20 protein-coding genes and 1 pseudogene are annotated in these 26,480 nt (G+C 52.1%); 7 read left to right on the forward strand and 14 right to left on the reverse strand.

What is annotated here, in order from left to right; all coding sequences use genetic code 11:
* The first annotated feature begins 238 nt into the window (after window positions 1-238).
* Complete coding sequence (locus DU000_RS03940) at window positions 239-1,021, forward strand: IclR family transcriptional regulator (protein WP_114402003.1); 783 nt, start codon at window positions 239-241, stop codon at window positions 1,019-1,021.
* A gap of 27 nt (window positions 1,022-1,048) precedes the next feature.
* Here DU000_RS03940 and pbpG read toward each other — a convergent pair whose 3' ends face one another.
* Together pbpG and DU000_RS03950 are read right to left on the reverse strand one after the other, a co-directional pair.
* Complete coding sequence (gene pbpG, locus DU000_RS03945) at window positions 1,049-2,200, reverse strand: D-alanyl-D-alanine endopeptidase (protein WP_240001781.1); 1,152 nt, start codon at window positions 2,198-2,200, stop codon at window positions 1,049-1,051.
* A gap of 94 nt (window positions 2,201-2,294) precedes the next feature.
* Window positions 2,295-3,251 carry a histone deacetylase family protein gene (locus DU000_RS03950; RefSeq protein ID WP_114402004.1) on the reverse strand — a complete coding sequence of 319 codons (957 nt, stop codon included), beginning with the start codon at window positions 3,249-3,251 and terminating at the stop codon, window positions 2,295-2,297.
* Window positions 3,252-3,605: 354 nt separating this feature from the next.
* Here DU000_RS03950 and phaP point away from each other — a divergent pair, with 354 nt between their 5' ends.
* A complete protein-coding gene (gene phaP / locus DU000_RS03955) occupies window positions 3,606-4,175 on the forward strand; it encodes a TIGR01841 family phasin (protein ID WP_114402005.1) in 570 nt (189 codons plus the stop codon).
* A gap of 58 nt (window positions 4,176-4,233) precedes the next feature.
* On the opposite strand, the gene DU000_RS03960 is transcribed toward phaP, so the two are convergent.
* Window positions 4,234-5,007, reverse strand: coding sequence for a competence/damage-inducible protein A (locus tag DU000_RS03960; protein ID WP_114402006.1), 774 nt, complete (start codon window positions 5,005-5,007; stop codon window positions 4,234-4,236).
* Window positions 5,008-5,244: 237 nt separating this feature from the next.
* Between DU000_RS03960 and DU000_RS03965 the strand changes: the two genes are divergently transcribed.
* Window positions 5,245-6,327 carry a GGDEF domain-containing protein gene (locus DU000_RS03965; protein WP_114402007.1) on the forward strand — a complete coding sequence of 361 codons (1,083 nt, stop codon included), beginning with the start codon at window positions 5,245-5,247 and terminating at the stop codon, window positions 6,325-6,327.
* Window positions 6,328-6,336: 9 nt separating this feature from the next.
* Here DU000_RS03965 and hrpA read toward each other — a convergent pair whose 3' ends face one another.
* Window positions 6,337-10,191 carry an ATP-dependent RNA helicase HrpA gene (gene hrpA, locus DU000_RS03970; protein WP_240001794.1) on the reverse strand — a complete coding sequence of 1,285 codons (3,855 nt, stop codon included), beginning with the start codon at window positions 10,189-10,191 and terminating at the stop codon, window positions 6,337-6,339.
* Between the two features lie 209 nt (window positions 10,192-10,400).
* On the opposite strand from hrpA, the gene argA reads away from it, so the two are divergent.
* Window positions 10,401-11,741 (forward strand): amino-acid N-acetyltransferase, encoded by a 1,341-nt coding sequence (gene argA, locus DU000_RS03975; RefSeq protein ID WP_114402009.1) that lies wholly within the window; start codon window positions 10,401-10,403, stop codon window positions 11,739-11,741.
* 39 nt (window positions 11,742-11,780) lie between these two features.
* Here argA and DU000_RS03980 read toward each other — a convergent pair whose 3' ends face one another.
* Window positions 11,781-11,960 (reverse strand): hypothetical protein, encoded by a 180-nt coding sequence (locus DU000_RS03980; RefSeq protein ID WP_114402010.1) that lies wholly within the window; start codon window positions 11,958-11,960, stop codon window positions 11,781-11,783.
* Between the two features lie 176 nt (window positions 11,961-12,136).
* Here DU000_RS03980 and DU000_RS03985 point away from each other — a divergent pair, with 176 nt between their 5' ends.
* Window positions 12,137-13,063: a class I SAM-dependent methyltransferase gene (locus DU000_RS03985; RefSeq protein ID WP_114402108.1), complete on the forward strand. Its 927-nt coding sequence runs from the start codon at window positions 12,137-12,139 to the stop codon at window positions 13,061-13,063.
* A 90-nt stretch (window positions 13,064-13,153) separates the two neighbouring features.
* Window positions 13,154-13,747, forward strand: coding sequence for a class I SAM-dependent methyltransferase (locus DU000_RS03990; protein ID WP_114402011.1), 594 nt, complete (start codon window positions 13,154-13,156; stop codon window positions 13,745-13,747).
* 100 nt (window positions 13,748-13,847) lie between these two features.
* Here DU000_RS03990 and DU000_RS03995 read toward each other — a convergent pair whose 3' ends face one another.
* On the reverse strand, window positions 13,848-17,303 hold the full coding sequence (locus DU000_RS03995) for a pyruvate carboxylase (RefSeq protein WP_114402109.1): 3,456 nt from the start codon (window positions 17,301-17,303) through the stop codon (window positions 13,848-13,850).
* Window positions 17,304-17,549: 246 nt separating this feature from the next.
* Between DU000_RS03995 and DU000_RS04000 the strand changes: the two genes are divergently transcribed.
* Window positions 17,550-17,825: an oxidative damage protection protein gene (locus DU000_RS04000; RefSeq protein WP_114402012.1), complete on the forward strand. Its 276-nt coding sequence runs from the start codon at window positions 17,550-17,552 to the stop codon at window positions 17,823-17,825.
* 43 nt (window positions 17,826-17,868) lie between these two features.
* On the opposite strand, the gene DU000_RS04005 is transcribed toward DU000_RS04000, so the two are convergent.
* From DU000_RS04005 to DU000_RS12940, 8 genes and pseudogenes are all read right to left on the reverse strand, one after another.
* On the reverse strand, window positions 17,869-19,830 hold the full coding sequence (locus DU000_RS04005; RefSeq protein ID WP_158529623.1) for a diguanylate cyclase: 1,962 nt from the start codon (window positions 19,828-19,830) through the stop codon (window positions 17,869-17,871).
* 10 nt (window positions 19,831-19,840) lie between these two features.
* Window positions 19,841-21,094 carry an EAL and HDOD domain-containing protein gene (locus DU000_RS04010; RefSeq protein WP_114402014.1) on the reverse strand — a complete coding sequence of 418 codons (1,254 nt, stop codon included), beginning with the start codon at window positions 21,092-21,094 and terminating at the stop codon, window positions 19,841-19,843.
* A 33-nt stretch (window positions 21,095-21,127) separates the two neighbouring features.
* Window positions 21,128-22,987, reverse strand: a complete 1,860-nt coding sequence (locus DU000_RS04015) for a PP2C family protein-serine/threonine phosphatase (protein ID WP_114402015.1) — start codon at window positions 22,985-22,987, stop codon at window positions 21,128-21,130.
* Between the two features lie 9 nt (window positions 22,988-22,996).
* On the reverse strand, window positions 22,997-23,302 hold the full coding sequence (locus tag DU000_RS04020; RefSeq protein WP_114402016.1) for an STAS domain-containing protein: 306 nt from the start codon (window positions 23,300-23,302) through the stop codon (window positions 22,997-22,999).
* A gap of 168 nt (window positions 23,303-23,470) precedes the next feature.
* On the reverse strand, window positions 23,471-24,559 hold the full coding sequence (locus DU000_RS04025) for a protein-glutamate methylesterase/protein-glutamine glutaminase (protein ID WP_114402017.1): 1,089 nt from the start codon (window positions 24,557-24,559) through the stop codon (window positions 23,471-23,473).
* Between the two features lie 14 nt (window positions 24,560-24,573).
* Window positions 24,574-25,173: a chemoreceptor glutamine deamidase CheD gene (cheD, locus tag DU000_RS04030; RefSeq protein ID WP_114402018.1), complete on the reverse strand. Its 600-nt coding sequence runs from the start codon at window positions 25,171-25,173 to the stop codon at window positions 24,574-24,576.
* Between the two features lie 31 nt (window positions 25,174-25,204).
* Window positions 25,205-26,101 carry a CheR family methyltransferase gene (locus DU000_RS04035; protein WP_114402019.1) on the reverse strand — a complete coding sequence of 299 codons (897 nt, stop codon included), beginning with the start codon at window positions 26,099-26,101 and terminating at the stop codon, window positions 25,205-25,207.
* A 38-nt stretch (window positions 26,102-26,139) separates the two neighbouring features.
* Window positions 26,140-26,480: pseudogene (locus DU000_RS12940) on the reverse strand (methyl-accepting chemotaxis protein); the annotation flags it as partial.

Here is a 26,480-nt window from a genome sequence, read left to right on the forward strand (position 1 = left end):
TTTTTTACTCCGTGTTATAAATTCGTTCCCGGTAGCCAACTCTTACTTTCAAACAGCCTCAATGAGCGACCGTTATCCTGTGGATATCCGTACCTTTATTAGCCCTACATTGTAACATAGGGACAATTCCGTATTGCACAGTGTAAAACCTTGCCCCTATCGAAATAGGCCCTTGCGCAGCGCATCATTTTTTCATACTATGAGAAAATGATTTCTTGCCCCAATTGGTGCCTTAAAAATGGAAATGCCTCCCGCAAGTAATAACACGGCTATTCAAGTGCTGGAACGCACGTTTGCCCTACTGGATATACTCGCCCAGCACAGTGAAGCGGTGAGCTTGAAAACCCTTTCCCAAGCAACTCAACTACATCCGTCCACAGCCCACCGCATCCTTAATGATTTGGTGATTGGTCGCTTTGTCGATCGCGCAGATACCGGCACTTATCGCTTAGGCATGCGTTTGCTGGAGTTGGGTAATTTAGTCAAAGCCAGAATGAATGTGCGCGATATAGCGCTAGAACCGATGCGCAATTTGCATCGTGCCACCGGGCAAACGATTAACCTATCGGTACGCCAGGGTGACGAGATCGTCTATATCGAGCGCGCTTACAGTGAACGTTCTGGTATGCAGGTCGTTCGGGCAATCGGCGGGAGGGCACCATTACACCTGACGTCGACCGGAAAATTATTTTTAGCCGCCGATGATCCGAAACAGGTACGCGCCTACGCGACCAGAACGGGGCTCGCCGGCCATACCCGAAACAGCATTACGCAATTCGCACAATTAGAGCGTGAATTAAGCAATGCACTACACGACGGCTTTGCCAAAGATAATGAAGAATTAGAACTCGGCGTATGCTGCATTGCCGCTCCTATTCGGGATGACAACAACAAACTCGTCGCCGGCTTGTCAATTTCTGCCCCGGCAGAAAGAATGCAAGAAGAATGGCTAGCCGCGTTAGCCGAGACGGCAGATCTTATTTCCAGTGGACTGGGCTGGAAAAAAAGTAGCCCACTTTGATCGCAACGCTTGACCTTGCCTCTCCAGTCAGCGCAGGCGCGCGAGGCTTGCCTCTAGCCACTGTTTTATCCGACCCGCATCACCCAGGCGCGTATATTTGCCCAGTGAATCCAGCAATACAATCACAAACGAACGATCATGGATATTGGCATGCATCACCAAACAACGCCCTGCTTCCGCAATGTAGCCCGTTTTTGAAAGGGAAATTTGCCAATCTGGGTTCATAACCAGCGCATTAGTATTGCGATAACGGAGCGACTTTGTTCCCGTATCGATCCAATACTCCGTATCAGTAGAGTACTGACGAATAAGTGGCTGAGTGTACGCCGCGGTCACCAGCCGCGCCAAATCACCTGCGCTCGACACATTTGCACTGTTCAACCCAGTCGGATCCACAAAACGGGTATTGCGCATTCCAAGCAGCTCTGCCTTAGCGTTCATCGCGGCAACAAAACGCTGCAGCCCCCCTGGATAAGTACGCCCTAAGGCGTGGGCCGCCCGATTTTCAGAGGCCATGAGGGCAATATGCAAGGTATCTGCGCGGGTTAAACGGGTACCAACCGGTAAGCGCGAATGCGAACCCTTTTGATAATCAACATCTTCATCACTGATTTCAAGCCATTCATCCATGGGTAACATGGCATCGGTAATGACTAGGGCGGTCATCAGCTTTGTAATCGAGGCGATTGGCAATACCGCGTCAGAGTTTTTGGCAAAGACCACATCGGAGGTTGCCAAATCTTGAACAAGGGCGACGCTGGCTTTGAGCGCGAGCGGGTCTTCAGTAAGGTGCAGCCCCGCCTTCATACCTTGGGAAGGACGCGCCATTTGCATGGGGGCCCGGCCGGCGTTTTTCAAACCCAATCGCGATTTCTGGCTTTTTGTTCGAGCGAGGGCTGCTGGCCGAGCGCGGTTAGAACTGGCGACTTTTGAATAGCGTGTCGGCATTCCCACTTGACTGCGTGAGGAAACGTTTGCGCCAGCATTTTTCGTGGAGGATGCGCGCTGCTTAGTGACCTTAGACGTTGCGCCCGCGCTAGTAGCAGCAACGGCGCTGTCAACAAAGCCCCCTAGCATGCCGGCCAACAGAACGACTAACGTTGCATAGCGCCATGTCAATCTTTTTGCTACTCCGCCAATCAACACGACAACCTGAACCTTAAAGGCAAGCTTATGCATTCCTTCTCCTTCGCCAATGCCTCGATTGTAGTGCAGAAAAGCCAGGACGATCAATTAGTTAGCTAGCATTTCTCATGCAAAACTCGAATCTATTTTACTTTTTTGCTGGTTTGGCGGCCCAACTCGCAGCGAGTTTAATCGTTTGCAAGTGCAGGGCCACTGTTTGATTCAATTCCCGGCTGTAGCCGCCCGCCATACTCAATGCGACGCGACAGCCCTGCTCCCAAGCCCACGCAAAGACACGCTGCTCGCGAGTCGCCAGACCCGCCGTCGTTACACGTAGCTTTCCCAATCTATCCAGCTCATGTGGATCTACCCCAGCAAGGAATAAAACCAGAGGAGGCAGAACACTGCCCCGGGGGCGTATGCCATTCAACCAAGCGGTTACTTGTAGCAGGGCATCATCAAGCGCGGCAAGATAGACATCGTCACCACTGCCATCTGGCAGCGCAATATCAATATCACTCGCCGCCTTGGCAAACGGGTAATTGTTTGCCCCATGCAGAGAAACCGTCAAAATGCGCTCATCCGCTGCGAGGATAGCGGCAGTACCATTACCTTGATGCACATCCAGATCGAGAATGATGACCTCTTGGGCGAGGCGTTCAGCCTGGGCTAGCCTGGCCGCTACCGCTACATCATTGAATACACAAAAACCCTCGCCCTGATTACGCTTCGCATGATGTGTGCCTCCCGCTAAATTTGCGGCAATCCAAGGTTGGGCGCTGACTGAAGCGGGTTCTAGCACAGCCCGCATCGCGGCAATCGTCGCGCCAACGGAGTGGCGTGAGCGCGTCACCATGGCCGTTGACCACGGAAATCCTATCGCCTGCATTTGCGCCGCGCTCACTGTGCCGGTGACAATCTGGTCAATGTAAGCGGGATCATGCGCTAGAGCGAGCTGCCCTAAGGAGGCAGCCGGGGGGTCGAGTAACTTAACCTCTGGCAGTTGATTGCCCACTGCGAGCCTCAACAGACGGTATTTATCCATCGGAAAGCGATGGCCATCGGGCAACGGCAAGACAAAATGGTCACAGTAGTATGCTTGCATGCAGCTTCCGCTAGTTCGACCCGATTAATGATGTTCTCTGGATGCTAACATTCCTGAGAAAGCCTTGCGCCACTGAGCATATGCGCTCTTCATCGTTAGGTTGAATAAAGCCGCTGATTTTATATGCACAAAATTAATTTGTGCATCGCAATAAAAAATGCTTGACAGGGAATATAGTTCAGATAAAATTGAATTGTTGCGGCGCATCATAGGGCCCAAATGAGGAAAACTCAGGCGGGAATTAGGGAACCCAGAAACACAAAGTGTCACCCTACACAATGCCAGTGAGATAGCCGTACGGTAGTTTGTATTTCGTGTTTGATATTTGTGTTTCAATTTTCTAAGGAGAAAACCATGTACGCAACCCCAGAACAACTTCTCGCAGCACAAAAAAATACTTTTGAAACGTTTTTCTCCCTGGGCGAAAAAGCGTTTTCAGGTGTTGAAAAACTGGTGGAACTGAACTTGACCGCCAGCAAAGCGATTCTTGAAGAATCCGCCGACAAAGTCAAAGAACTGCTCTCAGTTAAAGATCTACAAGAACTGGTTGCTTTCAACACAGCGCTAGCACAACCCACAACCGAAAAAGTCTTGTCCTACTCACGTCAAGTGTATGACATCGCTAACAGCACAAGCAGCGAATTTGCCAAGTTTGCTGAAGGTAAAGTGGCTGAAGGCAACAAGCAATTAGTCGCCTTGGTTGATAGCGCAACTAAAAATGCCCCAGCAGGCTCTGAAACAGCCGTAGCACTGGTTAAATCTGCGATTACTGCAGCTAGCAGCGCTTACGAAACCGTTACCAAAGCCGCGAAACAAGTTGTTGAGTTGACTGAAGCGAATGTGTCTGCTGCCACCAATACAGCCGTTAAAGCAGCCTCTGCCGCGACAGCAGCAACCGGTGCCACACGTAAAAAAGCAGCCTAACGGTAAGCTACACAGCGCTGACGACAAAGCGCTGTAGTTCAAACAAAAAACCGGCTTTTCAGCCGGTTTTTTGTTGCGACAATATCTCGATATTTTGGCTGTAAGGGGCGAGGCCTGCCAGTAAAACCGGGAAAGCCGCCTCTACAACCGAAGGGTCACCTTTCACCCCTAGTTCGATATGGCGACGTTGACCATCCTCCCCGATCGACGGCAAACTAAATACCTTCACTGCGGGAAACTCTCGCTCAATTTGCTCCATCAGCGGCGTTAAGGTCGCTTCCATGACCTCGTAAATTCGTAAACTTTGGCTTGCCTCGGTCGCGACATGAAAGTGATCGGCATAATATTGATCCAAGACCCACTCAATCATTGGCCAAGCCATCACGGGAAACCCGGGTACGAAATAGTGCCGTCCACAGGCAAAGCCCGCAATATTGTTATAGGGATTAGGAATCAGCGCTGCCCCAGCAGGGAACTCAGCCATGCGTAAACGCGCTGGCGTCAGAGGTGCTCCGGTGGTTTGACAGCGCTGCTCAATCAACGCAGCTGCCTCCGGGTGTAACACCAAGGGCAGAGAAAGCGCCAAGGCTGCGGCTTGGCGCGTATGGTCATCCGGTGTGCCGCCAATTCCACCGCAACAAAAAACCACCGCATTCGTGCTCATACTATCCCGTAATGCCGCTGCGATCTGGGTTCGATCATCACCCAAATAGCGCACCCAGCTAAGGCCTAGTCCGCGTATTTGCAGTAATTCCAGGACCTTGGCGAAATGCTTGTCGGTACGACGACCAGACAAGATTTCGTCCCCAATAATGATCAAACCAATTTCCATATCGCCCCGCATTGCCCATTTTTAGTGCAGAAAAACACCATTTCGTCCAGCAAAGGCCCTACCGCAACGACTGAATCACCTATACAGGCCTAATGACCCTTGCCAGCGCCAGCATTTTGTAGCATCTTTGGGAGCTATTGGGTGTAACAAATTCATAATAAAACGACTACATGTCATTCGTAAGGCAGTTTCGCATGTTATCCAAGAATACATTGGGCATAAAGGGTTGGAGTATTTATGGTGTGGTTACTCGGTTTAGGCTTGCTGATAGCAAGTGCGCTGTGCGGTTGGCTCATGTGGCGACTGCGACAACAAAAGCAGCAATATACGGAAGCTAAAGAACAAGTGCGTGCGCTCAAAACCAAGATTGAGCAGCACCGAAAAGAGCGCAGCGGCTTCAGACAAGCGCTCGACCGTAGCAAACTAGAAAGTGCGCAGCTTAAACACTCTCTAGATGACGCGCTCTCACAATCTAACTTCTTGGCTCAAGCGCTAGAGAGCGTTGACCAGCCCATGGTTGCGGTCAACTTACGGCAGCAACAGACGATGGCGAATTTAGCGTGCATTCGCTTGTATGGTTACCCAGCAAACGTCTGTGAAAGCACCGAAAATCCTTTCCTCGAACGTGGAACAGAAACCGCCCATCTTCCGGTAGACGCGTGGCGTGAGTTAAATCTAGGCCATCTTTATTGGGGTACAGACAGCACCAAACGGAGCAATGGCAAAGCGATTCTTATCGAGCGACGTGTAACCCCAATCATGGATGCACAAGGGTTAGCGGGGTACATTAGCTTGGAAAGTGACGTCACCAGCAGTCAATGTGAGCAAATCAAAGAAGCCCCTAAACGCTCTGACTACGATGTACTCACCGGCCTACTCAATCGAGAGGCCATGACCAATCGGTTGGATTTGCAGCTGCAACGTGCGGAGGAACGAAAACTACAGGGTGGTGGTGCGCAGAGTCTTGCTGTGGCCCGTATCGATTTACTGAATTTGAGAAAGATCGCCCATGAACATGGTCAAGGGATGACAGATGCTTTGTTGATTGAAGTTGCGCAGCGAATCCGCGGGGTGATTCGTGCTGGCGACTATGCCGCACGCTTGAATCATGACCAGCTAGCGGTTGTTTTTCACCGTGTGATTGACAAAACCCTGGCAACCGAATTGTGCATCCGCCTCAAGGAATCGATTGAAACGCGTTACGAAGTTGGGGCTTTTGCCCTGAATGTAGAAGCGGGTTTACAAATCTCACTCTATCCAGAAGATGGTGCTTCAGTCGACAGTCTGCTGCAAAGTAAACAAAACTGGGCGACAGTCTAGCCAACATGCCTAACGCAGCAAGGCTTCCCAAGCCTTCTGCGCCCGCTTCACCGACACCGGCATCGGCGTGCGCAACTCCTGCGCAAAGAGCGCCACGCGCAACTCCTCCAGCAACCAGCGAAACTGCACGGCCGCGTCATCCAACAGACCCTTGCGTTGTTGCACCAAGCGTTGATAGTTCACCAGTAACGGTTTAAGTTCTGCCTGTAAGCGCGCATCCCGTGCGGGATCATTGCGCAGCTTATCAATCCGAAGCTGTATCGCTTTTAAATAACGCGGTAAATGGCTAAGTTGCGCATACGGCGTGTGCAGTAAAAACTGTTTGTGGACCAACGCGCCTAACTGCTGCTGCATATCGGCGTAGGCGTCGGCATGCGGTTTCGCTTGCGGCAACTTTTTCTGCACCGCTTGATATTCGGTGAGCACCGCCCCCACCTGCCGCACCATTTCCTGCGCCAACAAATTCAGTTTGGCTTTGCAACTCGCAACCCGCGCCTGAAAATCCACCTCGTTCATCGGCAACGGCGTTTGCAAGCCTTCACGTAGCAAAGCCGAGTCAATAATCTGCGCCCGTAATTCTTCCAAACTCAACGACTGTTGTCCCCACTGCATGGTGATCATCGCCAGTTGGGTCAAATTCGGTAGGTTTTTTTCCAGATAGCGTACTTGCTCCTTCAACGCCCCCAACAACAAACGACGAATGCCGCGCTGATGCTCGGCCTGGGCCTGTTCCGGTTCATCAAATACTTCCAGCACCACGCCCGCGCCTTTATCCACCAAGGCGGGAAAGCCAATCAGGGTTTTGCCGCCGCGCTTAATCTCTAGCAGCTCTGGCAGCTCCCCGACTTGCCATTCGGTTTGCAGGCTTTCATCCAGCTCACGCGCTGGCTGCGTGGCAGATGCTTTCACACCCAGTTGCCCGTTAGCTTGGATGCTCGTCTCTGCGTCGGAGGGGGTAAGCGCGACCGCGCCCTCCGCTTTGACTATCTCTTGAAAACGCCGCTGCGCTTGCCCGCCCAACTCCGCACGCAACTGCGCCAAATTGCGGCCCATATCGAGTTGTCGCCCATGTTCATCCAACACTTTAAAGTTCATGAACATGTGTGTAGGCAAGGTTTCCAGCTTGAAATCACTCGCCACCAATTGCAACTGTTTCTGCGCCCGTACATCGGCAATTAAAGCCTCAATCAAACCCACGCCTTGTTCTGGAATCGCTTGCCGCTCAACAAACCCCGCCGCATAGTCGGGCAAAGGCACACAGTGGCGGCGCTGCTTTTGCGGCAGCGATTTCAGCAACAGCAACACTTTTTCTTTCAACATGCCGGGAACTAACCACTCCGCACGCAGCGCATCGATTTGATTCAGCGCATGTAAAGGCACGGTCAAGGTCACGCCATCGCGGGGGGAACCTGGCTCGAAGTGATAGGTGAGCGGGTACGCATGGCCACGCAGCGTGAGCGTCTTGGGGAAGACATCCAGTGTCACCCCCGCTGCTTCGTGGCGCATCAGTTCGGCTTTACTCAGGCGCAGCTTTTCGGCGGCATCCGGCTGCGCTTTCAGCCATTTTTCCAGCGTTTTTACGCTCACCACTTCAGCCGGTAAATGCTGATCGTAGAAAGCGGCAATCAAGGCCTCATCCACCAACACATCCGGGCGACGGGCTTTGTGTTCGAGTTGCTCAATCTCGCGAATCAACTGGCGGTTGTGCTGCAAAAAAGCCGGCATGGGGGCCAGCTCACCCGGTACTAAGCCATCTTTAATAAAAATCTCACGCGCTTCCTGGGGCTGAATCCGCCCAAAATTCACCGGGCGGTTGTTATACAGCACCAAGCCGTGTAGCGTCCCACGCTCACTGGCGACCACTTGGCCACGCTGCTTTTCCCAATGCGGGTTGAGATATTGCTTGGCAATGAGATGGCTGGCCACTCGCTCAATCCACTGCGGCTCTACCCGCGCCACACAGCGCGCAAAGAGACGACTGGTATCGACCAATTCTGCCGCCACCGTCCAGCGCCCCGCCTTTTTCGCTAAGCGCGAACCCGGCCAAATATAAAAACGAATGCCGCGTGCCCCGTTGTAATGCGCCTCGTCATCGGCCTTGCAACCGATATTGCCGAGCAGTCCGGTTAAAAGTGCGCTGTGCAATTGTTCATACGTGGCATCCGCTTCATTCAGGCGCCAGCCCTGCTCAGCGACCAAGGTATGCAGCTGGCTATGCACGTCGTGCCATTCGCGCAGCCGCAGTGGTGATAAGAAATGTTGGCGACACGTTTGTTGCCACTGGCGATTCGATTTCTTATGCGCCACATTTTCGTGAAACCACGCCCACAATTTCAGGTAGCTGATAAATTCTGATTTTTCATCGGCGAACTTGGCATGAGCTTGATCGGCCTGTTCCTGCGCCTCGGTTGGGCGCTCACGCGGGTCTTGCGCCGAAAGCGCACTGGCGATAATCAACATTTCGCGCAAGCAATGCTGCTCGCGCGCGGCCAAAATCATGCGGCCTATACGCGGATCGAGTGGCAACTTAACCAGCTGAGTCCCAAGGGGTGTCAGCACATTACGTTCGTCCAGCGCGCCTAACTCTTGCAGCAGTTGATAACCATCGGCAATCGCCCGCCCATTCGGCGGCTCAATAAACGGAAAATCCTCAATGGCGCCCAGCTGTAAAGCTTTCATGCGCAAGATCACCGCTGCCAACGAGGAGCGCAGAATTTCCGGATCAGTAAACGCGGTCCGCGCTTTGTAATCCGCTTCGTCGTACAAACGAATACATACGCCTGATGCGACCCGACCGCAACGCCCGGCGCGCTGGTTCGCCGCCGCTTGCGAGATGGCTTCCACCTGTAACTGCTCGACCTTGTTACGATAGTTGTAGCGCTTCACCCGCGCCAAGCCGGTATCCACCACATAACGAATACCGGGCACGGTCAGTGAGGTTTCCGCCACATTCGTCGCTAGCACAATGCGGCGGCCGTTATGCGGCGCAAACACGCGCTCCTGCTCTTGCGCTGAGAGCCGTGCATATAAAGGCAAAATTTCGGTATGTGCAGGATGGTGCTTCCGAAGCACCTCTGCCGCCTCGCGAATCTCCCGCTCACCCGGTAAAAACACCAACACATCGCGGGGGCCGCTACCAGTGCTGATACGCGCAAGTTCATCTACCGCATCGACCAGCGCATCGGTCCAATCGCGCTCTTTATCCTTGGCTTCCGCCTGTATCGCCTGATAGCGCACTTCTACCGGATACAGACGGCCCGACACATTAAACACCGGCGCCGGACGATCGCCTTGCGCAAAATGGCGGGCAAAACGGTCAGCATCAATCGTCGCCGAGGTAATCACCACCCGCAAATCAGGCCGCTTCAGTAACAGCTGTTTGAGGAAGCCCAACAAGAAATCAATGTTGAGGCTACGTTCATGGGCTTCGTCAATAATCAAGGTATCGTAAGCCTTGAGCAGCGGATCGCCCTGCGTTTCTGCCAGCAAAATGCCATCGGTCATCAGTTTGATGCGCGTCTCTGTCGCCACCTTATCGGTAAAGCGCACCTTGTACCCGACCTTACGCCCAATCTCCGACCCCAGTTCCTGCGCAATGCGCTTAGCGGTACTGCTGGCAGCCAAGCGGCGCGGCTGGGTATGACCAATCAAGCCCTGCGATTGCGGCGTTTTTACACCACGCCCAGCGGCCAAACAAATTTTGGGCAATTGGGTCGTTTTACCCGAGCCGGTTTCCCCACACACAATCACCACCGGATTAGTACGAATCGCCTCGGCAATTTCCTGCCAATGTTGAGACACAGGCAAGTCAGGGGGAAAACTCACGGCAATGCCACTGACGGTTTGAATGCTTTCATCCACCACAATAGCGGGAAGCGAAGAAGATAAAGAAGACTCAGCTGAGGTCACACTGCAACCAATCCACAACAAGCGTTACACGATAATGCGGGTTACGCGACAAAAACAGGGCAACAAAGGCCACAAAAAGTCCACGACCGCGCCCACAAGAATAAGCGGGGATTATAATCGGCAGCATCTCTTTGCCGTGCTTTATCCGCATAAAAGGCCACACCATGCCCTCCAGCCACTTATTTCCTGTACTCCCGGTCGAACCCAACCAGTTTGTTGCGGTTCTACGCCGAGTGGCGCCTTATGTGCATGCCTATTATGAAAAAACGTTTGTGATTGGGTTTTGTGGCGAAGCCGTACAAGCCGGTAAGCTCAATGCGCTGGTGCAAGATGTGGCGCTGCTACACGCCATGGGCGTGCGCGTGGTGGTAGTGCATGGCTCGCGGCCACAGGTAGAAGAACAAATTCAACTGCGCAAAAGCGCAAGCCGTTTTCACAATGGCATCCGCATTACCGATACCGTTGCGCTGGAATGCGTAAAAGAAGCCGCCGGTGAAGTACGCTTGGACATTGAAGCCGCCTTCTCTCAAGGCTTGCCGAATACCCCGATGGCCCATGCTGAAATTCGCGTGCTGTCGGGCAACTTCATCACCGCCCGCCCGGTCGGGATTGTGGATGGCGTGGACTACCAGCACACTGGCATTGTGCGCAAAATTGCTGCGAACTCCATCACCCATGCACTCGATACCAATGCGATTGTGCTGCTCTCGCCCTTGGGTTTCTCCCCTACCGGCGAAGCGTTCAATTTATCCATGGAAGATGTCGCCACCGCCGTGGCCAGCGCCCTCAAAGCCGACAAGCTGTTGTTTGTGACGGATGCCGATGGCGTGCGTGATGCCCAGGGCAAGCTGCATCTCGAACTCTCGCTAGAACAAGCGCAAGCCGCTCTGCGCCAAGGCACCCTAGCCGCTGACACCGCCTACACCCTACAACACGCGATTGAAGCCTGTAAGGCCGGGGTTAACCGCAGCCACATCCTGCCTTACACCTTGGATGGCAGTATTCTGCTCGAAACCTTTACCCACGATGGCGTGGGCACCATGGTCACGCACACCCTGCTGGAATCGCTGCGGGAAGCCACGGCAGATGATGTGGGCGGGATTGTGAGTTTGATTGAACCGCTAGAAGCCGATGGCACCTTAGTGCCGCGTGGCCGCAGCGCCATTGAACGGGACATTGAACACTTCTCGGTGATTGAGCACGATGGCGTGCTGTTTGGCTGCGCTGCGCTCTATCCCTACCCGCAGCAAAAAATTGGTGAAATGGCCTGTCTCACGGTACACGGCAGCTCACAAGGCATGGGCGATGGCGAACGGCTGCTGAAACGCATCGAACAACGCGCCCGCGCCCAAGGGCTGGAGAAAATTTTTGTGCTTACCACCCGCACCATGCATTGGTTTCTCAAACGTGGCTTTGTGCAGGCGGATGTAAGCGCCCTACCCGCTGAGCGGCAGCGTACCTACAACCCCCAACGAAAATCGTTGGTGCTGGTTAAAACCTTGTGATGCGTTGGCTGCCAATACTGGCTTAGGCTAAGTTAACGCTTAAGCAGTTTGGGGAATGGTAGCTAAAGCGACTTTAGCTTGCCTTACTTGAGCTGACTGGGCCAATGCCAAACGATCAGTCTGTCCGTGCATATCGGCGGCACTACCGCACAAAGCATGATCGACGCGATTTTGTTCACTCAAAATAACCCGAGCAATATTTTCTAGTAACTGTGTCATGATTTACTCCATTGCATTAACGATAAGGAATAGCTTGATATTCACTGGTCATTTTTAACCAAAAAATATCTTTTATTGCATTGCAATATAAGCGTAAACCCGACACTTTCAACGTAATGATTCAAACAGTTACATTTATTGAAACAAATCTATTGCAGCGCAGAAAAGACTTGAAAATGCAAAAAAATAAAGAAAAAACCCGGTCAAAAACCACTAAAACAGAGAAAAACGACATCCGGCCCGAGCAATCCATCGCCCTGCTCAAAGCGCTGCATATCCTCACCCGCGATGGGCAACTCAACCAAGATAGCCGCCGCAAACTCAAACAGATTTACCACCTGTACCAATTCATCGAGCCACTGCTTAAGGCCCTGCTCGACAAAAAACCCAACGGCGATAACATGTGTTTGGTGGATCACGGGGCGGGTAAGTCTTACCTCGGCTTTATTTTGTACGACCTGTTTTTCAAACAAGCCGCCCCCAACGCCCAAGTGATTGGGATTGAAACCCGCACCGAACTCGTGGAAAAATCACGTGCTCTCGCCACCGAACTAGGCTTTGCGAAAGGTACCCAGCAAGGCATGCGCTTTTTGCCGCTCTCGGTGGCCGATTCGATCACCTCAGATGAACTGCCCGCCACGGTGGATATCGTCACCGCCCTGCACGCCTGCAACACCGCCACAGATGATGCGATTCGTTTTGCGCTGGAAAAACAAGCGCAAAGCATCGTGCTCGTCCCCTGCTGCCAAGCGGAAGTGGCGAGCCTGCTGCGCCAGCTTAAAGCGGAAAAAGTCGGCGGCGTGGATGACGACAACCCATTGGGAGAAATTTGGCGGCGGCCACTACACACCCGTGAATTTGGCAGCCACCTCACCAACGTTCTACGTTGCTTACAACTCGAAGCGCATGGCTACCAAGTGACGGTGACTGAACTGGTGGGTTGGGAACACTCGATGAAGAATGAACTGATTATCGCCACAAAATCGGCAGAAAAGAAAGGCAAGCCTAACCGCAAGCAGGCCGAGCGCCTACAAGCGATGCTCAGCACCTTGGGCTTGCAAGACAGTTTATCAGCGCGGTTTTATCTCCCAACACTAAACTAGCTCTGAATCAGATCTTGCATGGATATGTCATTTACATAATCATCAGATCAGTTAAAAGGCTCTAGGCAAACAAACCAGAAAGAATCGACCATGGACTCAGCAGAAGCATACGAACTTAACGCACTGACGTTTTTGGAAGGGCGGGATCAATCAGAAATCGGTTCAAAAATTGTGGAAAAATGGGCCCACAGCCTCGAAAAAAAAGCTTCGGTTATCGAGTTAGCCTGTGGTGGTGGATATCCAATCACACGTACCCTCGCAGAGACCGCCATGCAACTTTGGGCTATCGATAGCTCACCAACCCTAGTCGCTAAGTTCAAGTCCCGTTTTCCAAATATTCCAATTCAATGTGAAAAAGTACAAAATAGCACCTTCTTTGGACGCAAGTTTGATGCAGCGATAGCAGTAGGCCTGCTTTTTTTACTCCCCGCAACTGAACAAGCAGACTTAATTACCCGTATTGCAGAAACGCTCCTACCCAAAGGTAGATTCCTATTCATGGCCCCCATTCAAACTGGCACATGGAAGGATTTAAATACGGGACTTGAATGTATTTCTCTTGGTCAAGAAGGGTACGGTGAATTACTTCACAAGGCAGGGTTTAGGGTGATTGCTACGTATATGGATAAAGGCGAAAACAATTACTACGACGCCGAACTCATCAGCGAAATCACTAAAGCTTGAGTTAAGTTTCAATCTGCGTACTTGATTTACAGCCACTGATAATCAATAAGTGCCTGATTAGTAAGGTCTAATTACCAATCAAGCACTTTTTTATCTTTAGCTAGACCAACTCCACCAACAAATCCTTAGCGGCAACGTTCTTACCCGGCTTCACATGCACAGCTTTAATTTCGCCGTCTTGTTCAGCACGGATCATGGTTTCCATTTTCATGGCTTCAATGGAGACTAAAGGATCGCCCTTCGCGACTTTCTGGCCGGGCTTAACCGCTACCGTCACGACCATACCAGGCATCGGCGCGCCCACATGGGCGGCATTACCGTCCACGGCTTTCGGATGGGCATTGGCGTTGGCGGCCATGCCAGCCTTGGCAATGCGAGTAAGGCGCGGCTGACCATTCAGCTCGTAAAAGAGTTTGTACTGGCCATCTTCATCCAGCTCGGCCTTGCCTTGCAGGCGGACGATGAGCGACTTACCTTGGTCGATATGCAGCGTGACTTCTTCGCGGTCTTGCAGGCCATAGAAGAACACGGTGGTGGGCAGCACACTGGTGTCGCCATAGTGTTTTTGATGATCGGCAAAGTCTTTGAATACTTTGGGGTACATCAAGTAGGCGGCCAAGTCGGTATCGCTGGCTTTGCGGCCAATGGCTTTTTCAAGCTCGGCTCGAGTGGCAGCGAGATCGACGGGGGGCAGGCTATCGCCAGGGCGATAGGGTTTGGGTGGCTCGGACTTGAGAATTTTGCGCGAGAGCGCGACGGGCCAGCCATCAGGCGGGAAGCCAAGCTCGCCTTTGAAGAGCGAAATAACCGATTCAGGGAACGCAATTTCTTTCTCGGGATTCACCACATCGTCAGGGGTGAGGTCGTTCGCCACCATGAAGAGCGCCATGTCGCCCACCACTTTGGAAGACGGGGTGACTTTGACGATATCGCCAAACAGTAAATTGACTTGCGCATAGGCTTTAGACACCTCTGGCCAGCGATGCTCCAAGCCCACCGCACGGGCTTGCTCGCGCAGGTTGGTGTATTGCCCGCCGGGCATTTCGTGCTGATAAACATCAGCCGTGCCAGAGCGAATATCGGCCTCGAATGGGGCGTAGAACTTGCGCACGCCTTCCCAGTAGTGGCTGAGGCTTTGCATGTTTTCCACACTAACTTGTGGATCACGCTCGCTACCCGCCAATGCAGCGGCGATGGAGCCGAGATTGGGCTGCGAGGTGAGGCCGCTCATGGCATCCAGCGCCCCATCGACAATATCGCACCCGGCTTCGGCGGCAGCCAGTACGGAGGCAGCACTGATGCCACTGGTATCGTGGGTATGGAAGTGGATGGGTAGGCTGATTTCCTGCTTGAGCGCTTGCACCAGCTCCCGCGCCGCGCGCGGCTTGCAAACACCGGCCATGTCTTTAATGGCGAGGATATGCGCCCCGGCTTTTTCAAGCTGCTTGGCCATATCGACGTAATATTTCAGGTTGTATTTGCTGCGCTGGGGGTCGAACAAATCGGCGGTGTAGCAGATCGTGCCTTCACACAGGCCACCGGCTTCATTGACCGCATCAATCGCAACGCGCATGTTTTCCACCCAGTTGAGCGAGTCAAATACGCGGAACACATCCATGCCCGCTTGCACCGATTGCTGCACGAAGAATTTCACGACGTTATCGGCGTAGTTGGTATAACCCACGGCATTGGAACCCCGCAGCAACATCTGGAACAACACATTGGGGATACGCTCACGCAATTGCGCCAAGCGCTCCCACGGGTCTTCTTTCAAGAAGCGCATCGCCACATCAAACGTCGCCCCGCCCCAGCATTCCATTGAAAACAGGTTGGGTAGCATGTGGGCGTAGTACGGCGCAATCTCGCGCATATCGTAGGTACGCATGCGCGTGGCGAAGAGGGATTGGTGCGCATCGCGCATCGTGGTATCGGTGAGCAATACTTGTGGCTGTGCTTTCACCCACTCAGCAAACTTTTGTGCGCCCAGCGCTTGGAAACGCTGGCGGGTGCCATCGGGAATCGCTTGACTGAGATCAATCTTGGGTTTAATCGCCGGGCCGAGATGGCCTTCTTTCCAAGCCTCAGGGACTTTGCGGCCTTTCATTTCGGGGTTGCCATTTACCACCACTTCGCCCATGAATTTGAGCAGCTTGGAGGCGCGGTCACGGCGCTTAGAGAAATGGAATAGCTCTGGAGTGCTGTCAATAAAGCGGGTAATACATTCGCCCGATTTAAATTGGGCATGGTTAATCACGTTTTCCAAGAACGCGAGGTTGGTGGAAACACCGCGCACGCGGAATTCGCGCAGCGCCCGATCCATACGGTGAATCGCTTCATCCGAGGTCGGCGCCCAGGCCGTTACCTTCACCAACAGCGAATCGTAGTAAGGGGTAATCACGGCACCGGCGTAAGCAGTCCCGGCATCCAGGCGAATACCAAAACCGGCGGCACTGCGGTAGGTCATGAGACGACCATAGTCGGGCGTAAAGTTGTTTTCAGGGTCTTCGGTGGTCACGCGGCATTGCAGCGCATGGCCATTGAGCTTGATGTCGGTTTGCAGGGGCACACCGGCATCTTTGCCAATAGCAGCACCTTCGCTGACACGAATTTGCGCTTTGATCAAATCAATGCCCGTTACCTGTTCGGTGACGGTATGCTCCACCTGAATGCGCGGGTTGACTTCAATAAAGTAAAACTCACCGCTATCCGCATCCATCAAAAATTCCACCGTGCCGGCGTGGGTGTAGTTCACTGCATTCGCGAGCTTGAGGGCGGCGGCACAGAGGGCTTGGCGTTGAGTTTCATTCAGGTAAGGTGCAGGGGCGCGCTCCACCACTTTTTGGTTACGGCGTTGCACCGAGCAATCGCGCTCGAATAAATGCACTACCTGGCCGTGGGTATCCCCCAAAATCTGCACTTCTACGTGGCGAGCGCGGCGCACGAGTTTTTCTAAATAAACTTCGTCGTTGCCAAAAGCGGCGAGGGCTTCGCGCCGCGCCACTTCGAGCTGGCTCGGCAAATCGGCTTCGGTTTCAATCACGCGCATGCCACGGCCACCGCCACCCCAACTGGCTTTGAGCATGAGCGGGTAGCCCACCTGGGCTGCCATTTTTTTGGCTTCTTCCAACTCACGTGGCAGTGCGCTGGTGGCGGGCACCACGGGTACACCGGCGGCAATCGCGGCGTTGCGAGCAGCAACTTTGTTACCCAGCGTACGCATCACTTCTGGTTTAGGACCAATAAAGAGAATGCCGTTGGCGGCACAAGCTTCTGCAAATTCGGGGTTTTCAGACAGAAAGCCATAGCCGGGGTGAATCGCATCGACCTTGGCTTGTTTGGCAATGCGGATAATGTCGTCAATGTCCAAATAGGCTTGAATGGGCTTTTTGCCCTCGCCTACTAAATAACTTTCATCGGCCTTGAAACGATGCAGGGCGAAACGGTCTTCGTTGGCGTAAATCGCCACGGTGCGAATCCCCATTTCATTCGCGGCACGCATGACGCGGATGGCAATTTCACTGCGGTTAGCGACGAGCAGGCTGCGGATATGTTTCATGACGAGGCTTTCTGTAAGTGACAATGAAATAATCATTAAGCTGGGGTATAAGCGCATTCAAAGCCTAAATCGATAGCCTTTAATGAGCCTTACAGCAAATCATGCACTGCAACAATCGGGCCTGCAATAGGGAATTACCTGATATCTCAGATTTCAAATAGGGTTATCGGCCGCACTGGGGTTGCTTCCTGGAAACACCCTAAGAAGAAAGATTACAATGTGGTGGTATTCATTTGGAGAATGACAATGAGCCGTATTGTGAATTGCATTAAATTAGGTAAAGAAGCGCCGGGCATGGTTTTCCCGCCCTACCCCAACGAATTGGGTAAAAAGATTTTTGAAAATGTGTCGCAGGAAGCCTGGGCCGCATGGTTGAAACACCAAACCATGTTGGTGAACGAAAACCGCCTAAATTTAGCCGATGCGCGAGCCCGTCAGTATTTGATGAAACAAGCAGAAAAGCACTTTTTTGGTGATGGCGCTGACCAAGCCCAAGGCTATGTGCCGCCCCCAGCGGCATAAACACGCGCTAGACTTAATGAGCTAGCCAGTACCGTCATCCTGGCTAGCCACAAACGCGATTACGCCCTTGCTCTTTCGCGCGGTAAACGGCGATGTCAGCTGCTTTAATCAGCTCGGCTGACTGCATTTGATCACCCAAGCAAGCGATCCCCACGCTGATAGTCAGCCACAGCTTGCGATCACCCAGCATGAAGGGACTGGATTCAACTACGGCGCGTAGTCGTTCGCCCGCGCGGTGGACATCTTGCAGCGCTGAATCTGGGCACACGACCAAGAACTCTTCACCACCAAGCCGACAAATCGCATCTTGCAAACGCGCTTTCGCCCGCAGCAAGCCAGAAACATGGCGTAAAACGGCATCACCGGCATCATGCCCAAACTGGTCATTCACCTTTTTGAAATGGTCGATATCGACAATCATAATTGCCACGCCCCCTTGACGCCGGCGGGCAGCAGCCACTTCTTGTTCCAGTCGGTCCATCGCATAGCGTCGATTCGGCAGACCGGTGAGCGGGTCGGTCATGACTGCCTGCTGTAATTTCCGGTTATTCACTGCAAGCTCAGTCGCAAATTTACGGATTTCTTCAACATCGTGGGACAACGCACGTTGTTGGTGAATAAAGCGCTCACCCGCATGGAGACGGGCAGCCAAAATTCGCGGCACAAATGGTTTGGTTACATAGTCATCGACACCCGCATCGAAGGCTTCAACCAGTTTTTCATCTTGCCCAAAGCTGGTTAACAGCAGGATATAGATCCCCTGCCCCATCTCTGTTTCCCGCAGTGCCCGAACCAATTGAAGACCATCCATTTTCGGCATCACCCAATCGGCGATCACCAGTTCCGGACGAAATTCCAACGCCCGCATGAGAGCCTCTTCGCCATCTTGCGCAGTGATCACTTCATGCCCTGCGTTTTGCATCATTTTTTTAAGCAGCAGCAGGATAGAAGGATCATCATCTACGATCAGGACGCGCAATACATCTCGTGGTTGCTCGTTCCCGCCATCCCCTATGGGTATTGAAGGGGCAGAGTTAGGGGTATTGGTCGCACCAGGGGCGGGATAGGCAGGCAGACTTAGGTCGATTAATTTCCCTGGCTCGGTAGTAGGTATATCAAGCACAGCACCCCACTCTTTCCAGCCCTTGACGATTTCATCTGCCAGAAACGCCAAGCTTTCGGCATCAATGCCAACTTTGGCCGCCTGAAACAACAGCGTATTCAGATAAGGGCGGCGTTGTACTGGCTCTAGCAAGGCAATGGTAGCGAGCTGCCGGGCCAGGCTCAAGGCATTGGCCATTTGTCGAGTGCGCCCCCCCTCGTCGAGGTTAGACTCGACAGGATCAAAGTGTGCTTTTACCGCCATGATCAGGGGTGAAGGCAAGCCCCAGTCTTGCAGCATCATGGCCGTTAGTTCAATAAAATCTGTCGCAAAGGCAGCTTGCTCTTGTTGCTTGAGCGCGCCCCATTGATTCGGCTCGCATCGTTCCAGAATATCGGTATATTCGTCAGGATAAATTGTCGCCAGCGCTAATCGCCCCACCTCGCCCAGCAGACCACAGACAAAGGCCTCCTCAGGAATCACGATACGCATCCGTTGGGCAATCATTTGCCCAGCAATGCCGGTCAGGAGAGACGTTTGCCAAAACTCCTCATAGTGGAACGCAGGACACTTACCGACTTTGTAGTCTTCTACCAGCGAAAAACTGAGCGCAAGTTGACGGACGACGGCCATGCCCAATAGCATCACCGCTTCCGAAATCGACACGACAGGACGCCGTGAGCCTAATACCGGGGAATTGGCTGCTTTCAGAATACGGCCCGCCAGGGCCGGATCACACTTGACCAACTGCGCTATTTGATTGGGTGTTGTCTCTTCATTTTGCGAGATCCGCACTAATTCAAGCGCAACCCCTTTGGGTGACGGCAAACGGCCGGTGGCGCGCAAGGTCTGCAAGCGTTCTGAAGAGCCCCGACTGGGGGTAGAAGTATGGGAATAAGTCATAACTATAAAATCAGTTCTTACCGCCCAGATGATTGGCCCAGCGCAACGCATCTAACTGAGCTGTGGTGACGTCAGTAATGCTCAATTGCAAGGCTTCCAGGTCTGGTTGTAAGAGTGTTAAGTTATCTCCGCCTGTTTCAAGGTGCTCAACGAGACGCAGGAGTAACCCTAAGTCGCCTTGATAATGGAGCAAGGCATTTTCAATCCGCTCATCAAGCCGTAACTGCTTGAGCAGCTCGGCTTTTGGCATTCCTAATAAGGTGTCAATCAGCGAGAAAAGCCCTGTCATCAGCGCGATTTCTTGTAGTGCTTTGTCAGCAGGATAGCGACGCTGTGCCAATAGCTCCATGGTCTTACCACGCATTGCAGCGGTTTGTAATAGCGGGTTGGCATTCACGCCGGTCCGCTCGTCGGCATAAATCAAGAGTTGTAGCCAACTGATGAGCTGGCGGCGGCCCAATATAGTGACGGCATGCTGAATTGAACTGATTTTTTGGATAGACGAGTAGGCAGCCGAGTTTACCAACCGTAGTAAGTTGTAGGTTAAGTCACCATGCCGCTTGAACTCGGCTTCCATTGATTTTGTATCACTATCGGCCATGGCTAAACGCAAGATATTCAACAACGCCAGCTTGGCTGGGCTGGTTCGTTTACCGGGCACGATTTCTGGCTTGGCAAAGAAATATCCTTGAAAGAACTGATAACCCAGTAACTTACAATTCTCCGCCATGGCTTTGTCTTCGACTTTTTCCGCCAACAGTTTTTTACCCGCAAACTCCCGCGTCGTTGCAAATAGCTGCTTTTGCGGCATATTGAGTACTTCGACTTTGACGATATCAATCAAAGGAATCAACTCTTTGTAGCGCTCGGCGGCGCCGGTGTAATCGTCGAGCGCAAAACGGATACCGCGCTCTTTTAGGGCTTTGATACGATCCAGAATATCAGGGGTGATCTCGACCGTCTCTAATATTTCTAAGGTGATTTTGTCAGCTGGCAATAACTCTGGGATATCGCTCAGCAAAAAGCGCGCATCGGCATTCAAAAACCCTTGATACTGTCCTAACACTTCCTGCAAACCTAACTCTGCAAATAAATTTACCAGCACCCGTGCAGTGGCATCGAAATTAGTAAGCTCAGTGCTGGGAATAAAAGGACGCCCATCAGGATGACGGAATAAGAGTTCAAATGCCGCTAACGCGCCCTGCCCATCCAGAATCGGTTGGCGTGCCAGCATGACAGAAAGGTCCTGCTGCTCATTACTCATAAATAGCTTGCTGCCCCATACAGTTACTAACGATCATTCCTCTGTTGCTTCTTGTTGCGGCAAGGGAATCAGTAAAACGGCTTGTGTTCCTGCTGTATCTAGGAGCAAATGCTCAGGATCAAGGCCACTCATCAAGAGCGTTTCCCGTAGCGCGACACTGTCAGCAAATGCCGCACCCGTGTGGGTTACCTCAATCTCAACCGCACTAGCCGTTTCCCAACTTAATATCCGGACGCCTAGACCAACTTGTTGTGCTGCCATACCCACATACTGCTGGCCAGCCATTAAGTGCTGTTTCACGTTGACCGCAATCGGTAATGCCAGCTTTTTATCTGCTGCTGGTCCTGTCGCTATATTATCGGTTCCGATTTGTAGTGTCTGTAGGGTTGCAGCAACCTGTCCAAATAAAACTTGAAGCCCTTGTAACAGCAGTGGGTCGTGCTCATAAACAGGGCCAATCTGCCGTAAAATTCGGCGCGCCAGGGGTAGTAAATCACGCGCGAGAATATCCGCGACCGGCATGCGAATCGCAAAAGCCATGTGCTCAATGGCCTGAGCACGATCCAACCCCGCTAGATCAGCGCGGGGCAAGGGGCTGACCAAGGCATCAGCCGTGATTTCTGTGGCAACCGGTAAGGTGGTTGTTGTCGTTCTCAGGTGTTGTACTGGCACAGGCGATGAGATGGCCTCAGGTACAGATTGATTAACGACTGTGCGGCAGCGCACTGCAGCCACAGAAATATCATCATGCGCCGCCATGCCTTGGAGATGATCCGTGCTTAATGATTGAATTGCCGAGATCCACTCCTCAGGATCGCTACGTTTGAGAAGCATTTCTATCTCGTTCATCCCCAAAGCCTGTTTATTCTGGCCCGTTAGCTCTGGCAAACCATCTGAACATAGGAAGGCATATAATTCACTATGGTAGAGGTAGGCATCGGTACTCAAATCCACTTGCTCGGTCTCTAAGATACCTAACGGTAAGTGACTGCTGCGGCAACGCCAGACTTCCTCACCATACTCGTCATAGACCAAGACCGGGGGGTTACCCCCATTCCAGCATTCTAGGGTTCGTTGTTGTGGATCGATGTGTAACAGGCTGACCGCGACAAAACGATGATGAGGCAAGGTTTCACGGATCACCCGATTCAACTCATACACAATGCTACGTACCCCATAACCAGCGCGAGCCATTGTTCTGAAGGTGCGAACCAGTGGCAACACCGTTAACGCGGCCGGCAGACCATGCCCAACACCATCGGCCAGGATGACTCGATAACTGTGATCTGGGGCCATTTCGGCCATGATTAAATCGCCACTAAAACGCTGGGCTGGCGCTACCCAACGTTGGATATCTGATGCCAATTTAGGATCAATCGTCAAACCATCATTAATGATGTTATTCGCCAGTGCCTTTTCCTCTTCTTGCTCTTGTTGTAGGCTTTCTAGCTCGGCAACTTGGTCAAATAATTGCAGCATGGCACGGCGATGACGCAACGCTGTTTCTAACGTCGCTGATAGCAGCGCCGCGAAGGTAGCGGCTTCTTGTGGGGTTTCTAGATAAAAATTAGCGCCAGCATGCAAGGCAGCCGGGACAATCTGGCTTTGCATGTAAGCAGGCCCAACCAGAATGATGGGGATCAGATCCATCGAATCACTCTGCTTGATGCTTTGAATCAATTGCGCAAACTGGCTACCCGTGACGTCAAGATCAAGAACAATCAGCCAAGGACGATGTTGTTGCAATGCCGCCGACAACATACCAACATCAGCCAGTTGATCAAGCCAGCAATCTTTCTGCTGGCAATAATGGGCCACACTGTGGCTAACAATACTATTGTTGGTGAGTAGCAGAAGGGTTGGCCGCTTACTGACGCCTGACTCAAGCGGCATGATAGCCCCTTACTCCAAGGTGAACAGCTTATCGAAATTCGCGACGCGCAGCACTTCACGTACGCTACCGCCACAATTGATCAAGCTCACACTTTTACTGGTTTCTTTGGCTCTATCGCGCAAAATTAACAACATGCCCAAGGCAGAACTATCCAGATAATCGACAGCACTCATATCGATTTTCACTTGCGAGGTTGAGCCTTCGGTTAAGGCAGTCTCATAAGCCTGCTTAAACGCACGGTGTGCGGTAAAGTCAAAGCGACCATTCAATACAACTTTGGAAAAATTGTCATTGTGGAATACTTCGATATTCATTCGATGGCTCCCCTAAAATGGCTACACACACTGATAAATCCCTAGAATAATTATCGGCATTGCGACTGATAAACTAAGTCGAATCGGCTAAAAAAACAAGTCGCGCAGCGTAATCAAGATGAATTTCAGCACTGAGCGTCTCATTGAAGCTGCAACACCCCTTTATCGCTAGACCCGATTGGTGCGGGCGCCAATGCGAGATAGATGCTCGACTACCCGTCGTGCTATTTCCTGCAATGGCAGCGTTTCATGTACTGCGCCAGCGGCAATCGCCTCACGCGGCATCCCAAAAACGACGCAGCTTGCTTCATCTTGTGCAAAATTATAGGCGCCAGCATCACGTAGCTCCCGCATCGCGGCTGCACCATCTTTACCCATGCCTGTTAGCATGATCCCAACGATATTGGGGCCCGCGACCTGAGCACCCGAACGGAAAAGAACTTCCACTGAAGGCCGATGGCGATTCACAGGCGGTCCATCGGATAGTTCGCACAAATAATTCGCGCCACTCCGTTTCAAGGATAAGTGGTGGCTACCCGGTGCAATGTAGGCATGACCCGGCAACACACGCTCGCCTTGCTGGGCCTCTTTCACCGTTATTTTGCAGACCTTATCCAGGCGCTCTGCAAAACTCTTGGTAAATCCAGCAGGCATATGCTGAGTAATCATGATGCCAGGAGAATCCGGCGGAAACCCCATCAGCACTTCCCGAATGGCCTCGGTGCCACCAGTAGACGCCCCAATCATGATTAATTTTTCGGTGCTGGCGAATTGGCTGCCTAAGCTCGCAACCACCGGGGCACGAACGGGTGAGGTTTGCTGGCTGGAAATCCGGCGCTTGATGCGGTGCTTAGCCAGTGCAGCAGCACGAATTTTGTCGGTGATATCTTGCGCATATTCTGTCATACCGGCCTGTATGTCGAGCTTGGGTTTAGTCACAAAATCAACTGCCCCCAGCTCCATCGCACGCATGGTCACCTCGGCCCCACGCTCGGTCAGGGTTGACACCATGACGACCGGCATGGGATGAAGTTTCATCAATTTATCGAGGAACTCAATCCCATCCATGCGCGGCATTTCAATATCCAAAGTCATCACATCAGGGTCATGTGTTTTTACCATTTCGCGTGCGATGAAGGGATCCGGTGCCGCATCTACCGCTACCATATCCGGCTGCTGATTGATGATTTTGCTGAGCAGGCTACGGATTAAAGCTGAATCGTCTACGACCAAGACTTTGATTTTTTGTTTAATCATTTCTTGCCTCACCACTAGAAAAGCTCCACATCACCCGACACCTGGGTGTTGCGCAGTTTGCTCCGGTATTCAATTTCACGTTTGAAGATCGTATCGTTGTGCATCGACTTGAGTTTTTTAACCAATACTTTGCCGCTCTGGGTAAAGAAATAGACCTTTCGGGGCCACACATCGAGTAAGTCTTCGGCGACCAATGGAATCCGTTCGGTCGTTAAAAATTCCTTTACAAAGGTCGAGTTCCGTTGTCCTACATCAAAATTCTGGAAACCTTTCATCACATTACCGCCACCAAACACCTTGGCACGCAAATTGGCTTTTTTTGCACCGAGCTTAAGAAGCTGGTTAACCAATAACTCCATTGCATACACCCCATAACGTCCAGACTCTCCCATCTCCCCTTTTTTATCCACGGCGAGATCTGGCAACATGAAGTGATTCATCCCACCAACTTGCGCACGCGAATCCCAAATGCAGGCAGCCACACACGAGCCTAATACGGTTACCAACAACATTTCCCGTTTGGAAACATAGTATTCCCCCGGTAAAATTTTGGCGGCCTCGACATTGAAATGCGTATCAAAATAGAGGTTGGGCGCTTCATGTTCTAGGCTCATAGAATCCCTATCATGGGTTATTTTTACGGCACTAGCCGCCCAAACGCGTTGGCGCCCCTATTGGTGCGGCAGATTGGCGCACCACCTCGTAGATTGTTTTCCCTTTGAGAACAAATGACTCACGCGCTTGGGAAAAATTTTCTGAGTGCCCGACAAACAACAAGCCTTCAGGATTTAACAGTGGCGCAAAGCGCCGGATAATTTTCAATTGCGTTTCTTTATCGAAATAAATCATGACATTGCGGCAAAAAATTGCGGCAAACCCTGGCCGTAATTTCCAATCATTTTCGAGCAAATTAAGTTGGCGAAAACTAATGATTTCCTGTAACTCTGGCCTGACACGAACCATGCCAGCCTGTTCACCACTGCCTTTGAGAAAATATTTCTTCAGTAACTGAGGGTCCATCTTGGCAACAACTTCATCACGATATACGCCGGCCTGGGCCGCGCGCAGCACATTCGTATCAATATCCGTTGCTAAAATCCGTACCGGTGGCGTCATACTCCGAAAAGCTTCCATCGCGGTGATGGCAAGACTATAGGGCTCTTCCCCGGTTGATGAAGCACAGCACCAGATATTGATTCTTCCCTGTTTTGACATTTTCAACAGATGATCTTGCAATGCTGGGAAATGGTGCGATTCTCGAAAAAATGAGGTCAGGTTAGTCGTTAATGAGTTCACAAATTCCTGCCATTCGGCAGCGCTAGGATTACTCTCTAACATGTCGAGATAGGCCACAAAACTGGTCAACTTCAACGCCCGTAAACGACGTGCCAAACGGCTGTAAACCATACTTTGCTTCGTATCATTCAGAGAGATACCGGCATGCTGGTATATCAACTTCCGAACACGGGCAAAGTCCTGTGCGCTAAAGTCAAATTCGCGGGTGGCATCTGCAAGCGCCGAGAGGTCGTTTGATAGAGACACTGTTTGCCTTTCTGCAATAAATTACCTACCAGTTAGATTTAGAACTCTTCCCACTCATCGTCTTGGGGTTTAGCGGGTGGGAGGGCCTTGGGGGTGCGCTGGGGTAAGGCCCGGGGGCGCAATCCACCAGCATGACCACCACTATTGCCACCGCCCCCCGTCAGATGCCCCGCCAGTTTGAAGATCGAGACTGAGCGCGCCAGATTCCCAGCCTGCTCTTCCATGCTCTCGGCCGCCGCTGCCGCTTGTTCGACCAAGGCCGCATTCTGTTGTGTGACTTTGTCCATCTGGGTGATCGCTTGGTTGACTTGTTCAATACCGTCACTCTGTTCTCGACTGGCGGCACTGATCTCGGCCATGATGTCGGTGACCCGTTTGA

The organism is Parvibium lacunae (assembly GCF_003335215.1).
GTDB classification, from domain to species: domain Bacteria; phylum Pseudomonadota; class Gammaproteobacteria; order Burkholderiales; family Burkholderiaceae_D; genus Parvibium; species Parvibium lacunae.

Coding starts and splice junctions, on each gene's coding strand:
- DU000_RS03940 (WP_114402003.1), top strand. CDS start 239: ATGGAAATGCCTCCCGCAAGTAATAACACGGCTATTCAAGTGCTGGAA.
- pbpG (WP_240001781.1), bottom strand. CDS start 2,200: ATGCATAAGCTTGCCTTTAAGGTTCAGGTTGTCGTGTTGATTGGCGGA.
- DU000_RS03950 (WP_114402004.1), bottom strand. CDS start 3,251: ATGCAAGCATACTACTGTGACCATTTTGTCTTGCCGTTGCCCGATGGC.
- phaP (WP_114402005.1), top strand. CDS start 3,606: ATGTACGCAACCCCAGAACAACTTCTCGCAGCACAAAAAAATACTTTT.
- DU000_RS03960 (WP_114402006.1), bottom strand. CDS start 5,007: ATGGAAATTGGTTTGATCATTATTGGGGACGAAATCTTGTCTGGTCGT.
- DU000_RS03965 (WP_114402007.1), top strand. CDS start 5,245: ATGGTGTGGTTACTCGGTTTAGGCTTGCTGATAGCAAGTGCGCTGTGC.
- argA (WP_114402009.1), top strand. CDS start 10,401: ATGCCCTCCAGCCACTTATTTCCTGTACTCCCGGTCGAACCCAACCAG.
- DU000_RS03980 (WP_114402010.1), bottom strand. CDS start 11,960: ATGACACAGTTACTAGAAAATATTGCTCGGGTTATTTTGAGTGAACAA.
- DU000_RS03985 (WP_114402108.1), top strand. CDS start 12,137: ATGCAAAAAAATAAAGAAAAAACCCGGTCAAAAACCACTAAAACAGAG.
- DU000_RS03990 (WP_114402011.1), top strand. CDS start 13,154: ATGGACTCAGCAGAAGCATACGAACTTAACGCACTGACGTTTTTGGAA.
- DU000_RS03995 (WP_114402109.1), bottom strand. CDS start 17,303: ATGAAACATATCCGCAGCCTGCTCGTCGCTAACCGCAGTGAAATTGCC.
- DU000_RS04000 (WP_114402012.1), top strand. CDS start 17,550: ATGAGCCGTATTGTGAATTGCATTAAATTAGGTAAAGAAGCGCCGGGC.
- DU000_RS04005 (WP_158529623.1), bottom strand. CDS start 19,830: ATGACTTATTCCCATACTTCTACCCCCAGTCGGGGCTCTTCAGAACGC.
- DU000_RS04010 (WP_114402014.1), bottom strand. CDS start 21,094: ATGAGTAATGAGCAGCAGGACCTTTCTGTCATGCTGGCACGCCAACCG.
- DU000_RS04015 (WP_114402015.1), bottom strand. CDS start 22,987: ATGCCGCTTGAGTCAGGCGTCAGTAAGCGGCCAACCCTTCTGCTACTC.
- DU000_RS04020 (WP_114402016.1), bottom strand. CDS start 23,302: ATGAATATCGAAGTATTCCACAATGACAATTTTTCCAAAGTTGTATTG.
- DU000_RS04025 (WP_114402017.1), bottom strand. CDS start 24,559: ATGATTAAACAAAAAATCAAAGTCTTGGTCGTAGACGATTCAGCTTTA.
- cheD (WP_114402018.1), bottom strand. CDS start 25,173: ATGAGCCTAGAACATGAAGCGCCCAACCTCTATTTTGATACGCATTTC.